Below are 3,803 nucleotides of genomic sequence, written 5' to 3' on the forward strand. Positions count from 1 at the left end.
TAAGGACTAAGGGCAGGGTCGGGCGCGAGCACAGAGACAGTCAAGCGTCGCTTGCGAACCCTTGGCGGAGCGCGGGTCGCTTGGCCGCGCAGCGCGGAATTGGCTTACGGGGCGAGCCGCTCGCGCACCCATTGCTGATCGTTGTCCAGTCGGTAGCGCAGGCGGTCGTGCAAGCGACTCTTGCGGCCCTGCCAGAACTCCCAGCTATCGGGCCGCAGGCGGTAGCCCCCCCAGTGCGGCGGGCGCGGCGGGTGTAGCAGGAACCTGGCGCCATAGCGGGCGGCATTGGCGACCAGCACCGCCCGACTGGAGATGACCTGACTCTGCGGGCTGGCCCAGGCTCCGATTCGCGAATCGAGAGGGCGGCTGGCGAAGTAGTCGTCACTTTCTGCTTCGCTAACCTTTTCCGCACGGCCTTCAATGCGCACAACGCGCTCCAATTCGACCCAGTGGAACTGCAGTGCCGCCCAAGGGTTGGCGGCCAGTTCCCGGCCCTTGCGGCTTTCGAAATTGGTGAACCAGGTGATGCCGGATTCATCGTAGCCCTTGATCAGGACGACCCGGGTGGACGGGCGAAGGCTGTTATCCACGGTGGCCAGCGTCATCGCATTCGGCTCGGGTACCTGCGCGGCAATTGCTTCGGCGAGCCATTTTGCGAACTGCATCAGCGGGTCAGCATGTGACGCGTCTTCGCTGAGTTCGGCGCGTTCGTAGCTTTTTCGGAGGTCGGAGAGATTGGTCATCGGGGGTGCGGGGCCGAAGATGGGCCGACGGGGCTGGCTAGCTGATGTTGCCTATGCGCCTTGACGGCGGACAAGTCGCCAGATGATTATCGTCCAGGTGCGAGCGATTGGGCGACATTTGTCCATGCCGTTCACCGTTGCGGCAGTGTTCAGCACATGAATCGAAGCCCGAGGAGACGTGAGCCTCGTAGCTGTGCTGCGCATCGCCGAGAGCTGCGCATCGCGGCCGCTAGCCCTTGAGCCAGGCTTTGCGTAGGGCATTGCCTTTCCGCTTGGCGACCAACTGGTGCGTATCGCGGGCAGGTGCTCCGAGCTGGACGGAGAAGGTCATCAGTTCATCGCGCCGAAAGGCGTGAATCCGGATCGCCTCGCCCGCCCTTCGTAGACCCAGCAGACGGTCCAGGGTCGATGGCGTGACGCGAAATCCGTCGATCGCCATCAGCAGGTCGCCGGCAGACAGGCCGGCTGCCTGCGCAGGGCCGCCTGTGTACACCGTGGTCAACCTGATTTCGTTGCCATCGTGGCTTGTTCTGACGCCTAGCGTCGGTGTCTTCGACGCCGCTTTGCGCTTTAGCCGGATGTCGAAAGGCTTCAGCAGTGGTGCCAACGCAAGTTCCGAGGTGCCCCGTACCGCATCGGCAAAGAACCGCTTCAGGTCCAGGCCGGACAGTTCCTCGGCGATCAAGCGGATCTCTTCGTCACCGACGCCCTCGTCGCTCTGCGGGTCGAGCTGGCCGTGGCGTCGCCAGAGCGCACGCATCACGTCGTCGAGTGAGATCCGGCTGTCGGTTCCGGCTCGCAGAGTGAGGTCCAGCGCCAGCGCGACCAGCGCGCCCTTGGCGTAGTAGCTGACCACCGTGTTGGGCGTGTTCTCGTCCGGCCGATAGTACTTGGTCCAGGCGTCAAAGCTCGAGTCGGCCAGGCTCTGCCGTTGTCGGCCAGGATCGCGCTGGACCTTGTCGATCGTCTTGGCGATCAATCCCAGCCAGTCTTTCAGCGTGATCGTTCCGCAGCGCAGGAGCGCCAGATCGTCGTAGTACGAGGTGAAACCCTCGAACGCCCAGAGCAGTGTGGTGTGGGTCTCACGATCGAGATCGTAGGCAGTGAACGCGGCTGGCTTGATGCGCTTGACGTTCCAGCTGTGAAAGTACTCGTGGCTGCAGAGCCCCAGGAAGCTTCGGTAGCGCTCTGGTGTGCCCTTCATGCCGGGGTAGGGCAGGTCGTCGCGTGCGCAGATCAGGGCCGTCGAAGCGCGGTGCTCGAGGCCACCGTAGCCGTCGCCGACGGCGGTTACCAGGAAGCGGTAGTGCGGCATTGGCGCCGGTTCACCAAAGAAGCGGATCTGCCATTCGCAGATGCGCGTCAGGTCCGCCGCGAGGCGCGCCAGATCGCAGTCATGGCGGCCGCTGATGGCGACTTCGTGCGCTACGCCGCAAGCGATGAAACTTGCCAGGGTGAAGACCCCCATTTCGACGGGGTGGTCGATCAGTTCGTCGTAGCTGCTGGCGCGGTAGAGGCCGAAGCCATGATCCTTGGCGCAGCCCTTTTCACCGCTTGCCGGAGCCAGCGCGGTGGCCACCCGCCAGTCCTGATATCTCTTACCGACTGGCGGCTGGATATCGACCAGGCAGGGCTGTTGTTCGTGACCGAGCGGGCGCAGGAAAACGCTGGTGCCATTGAAAAAAGCGTGCGTCTGGTCCAGGTGTGCGCCGCGTACCGAGAGGTCCCAGGCATAGATCTCGCAGATCAGCGCGAGTGATGCCACCTTGCCGAGCGGTGCCGCTTGCCAGGTGTGCTTGTCGATCCTGTCGAGAGCGACAGGTTTGCCAGCGCTTTCGGCGCGGATCGACACGATGTGGCGCGCGAAGTCACGAATCAGGTAGCTGCCCGGGATCCAGGCCGGCAGCGCAAAACGCTGGCCGGCCGGATCGGCGGCGGCCAGCGTACAGCGCACTTCGAAAAGATGTGCCTCGGGATGGTTTGGGCGAATCGTGTAGCAGATGCTCGGCGGCTTCATCGGGCGCTTTCTGTTTTGTGGCATGGACGGAATTGTACGGCTTCCATGCTGTCCGATAATCGCTGCTCGTTGTCTGAGCGCAGGGGCGCAAGGAAGTCGTTGGCCTTCCCTGATCCGCAAAGCGGCGATTCGCCGATTCCGCATGACCTGATCATGGCTAGGATCCCGGCACCAGTCGTGCCACAATGGTTTCACCGGGCCTAGACCCGGCGATATTTTCTTTGCGAGAAAGAGGAAGGAGACATGAAGGTGATTGGAAATTCAAAGCGCTGGGTGTTCGCGGTAAGCCTGGCCACGGCATTGTTGTCCGCGCCAGCCATGGCGAAGGAGTTGACCGGTACCCTGAAGAAAATCAAGGATACCGGCGTCATCACCCTGGGGCACCGAGAGTCATCGATTCCGTTCTCGTATTACGACGACAAGCAACAGGTGATCGGTTATTCACAGGAAATGATGCTCACCGTCGTTGAAGCGATCAAGGCGGACCTGAAGATGGCCGCGCTCAACGTCAAACTGTTGCCGGTCACCCCGTCGAACCGCATCACATTGCTCCAGAATGGTTCGCTCGACATCGAATGCGGTTCGACCACCAACAACAGCGAGCGCCAGAAGCAGGTGAGCTTCTCGAACACCATTTTCATCATCGAAACGCGTCTGCTGACCAAAAATACTTCGGGGATTAACGATTTCCCTGATCTGGCGGGCAAGAACGTGGTTACGACTGCCGGAACGACCTCGGAGCGTTTGCTGCGCAAGATGAACGAAGAGAAGAAGATGAACATGAGCATCATCAGCGCCAAGGATCACGGCGAGGCCTTCCTGACCCTCGAAACCGGGCGCGCGGTCGCTTTCATGATGGACGACGCCTTGCTCTTCGGAGAAATGGCCAAAGCCAGGCGCGCCAGTGATTGGGCGGTGGTCGGCACGCCGCAGTCGTTCGAGGCCTATGGCTGCATGCTGCCGAAAGATGACGCAGCGTTCAAGAAAGTCGTCGATCGAGCACTGGCCAAGACAATGACCTCTGGCGAAGCCGAGAAGATCTA

General features: G+C 61.8%; 3 protein-coding genes. 1 reads left to right on the top strand and 2 read right to left on the bottom strand.

Annotation, left to right across the window (positions count from 1 at the left end; genetic code table 11):
- Positions 1 to 104 precede the first annotated feature (104 nt).
- Together pdxH and RUW20_RS21400 are read right to left on the bottom strand one after the other, a co-directional pair.
- Entirely contained in the window at positions 105 to 743 is a 639-nt protein-coding gene (gene pdxH / locus RUW20_RS21395) for a pyridoxamine 5'-phosphate oxidase (protein WP_313954243.1), read from the bottom strand.
- Positions 744 to 972: 229 nt separating this feature from the next.
- Entirely contained in the window at positions 973 to 2,760 is a 1,788-nt protein-coding gene (locus RUW20_RS21400) for a M61 family metallopeptidase (RefSeq protein WP_313954244.1), read from the bottom strand.
- Between the two features lie 318 nt (positions 2,761 to 3,078).
- On the opposite strand from RUW20_RS21400, the gene RUW20_RS21405 reads away from it, so the two are divergent.
- On the top strand, positions 3,079 to 3,803 hold a 725-nt coding region (locus RUW20_RS21405; RefSeq protein ID WP_409559398.1), incomplete at its 3' end, for a glutamate/aspartate ABC transporter substrate-binding protein.

This window comes from Accumulibacter sp. (assembly GCF_032229525.1).
GTDB lineage: Bacteria > Pseudomonadota > Gammaproteobacteria > Burkholderiales > Rhodocyclaceae > Accumulibacter.

Excerpts from the sequence above, each read along its gene's own strand:
- RUW20_RS21400 (WP_313954244.1), bottom strand. The coding sequence starts at position 2,760 with ATGAAGCCGCCGAGCATCTGCTACACGATTCGCCCAAACCATCCCGAG.
- pdxH (WP_313954243.1), bottom strand. The coding sequence starts at position 743 with ATGACCAATCTCTCCGACCTCCGAAAAAGCTACGAACGCGCCGAACTC.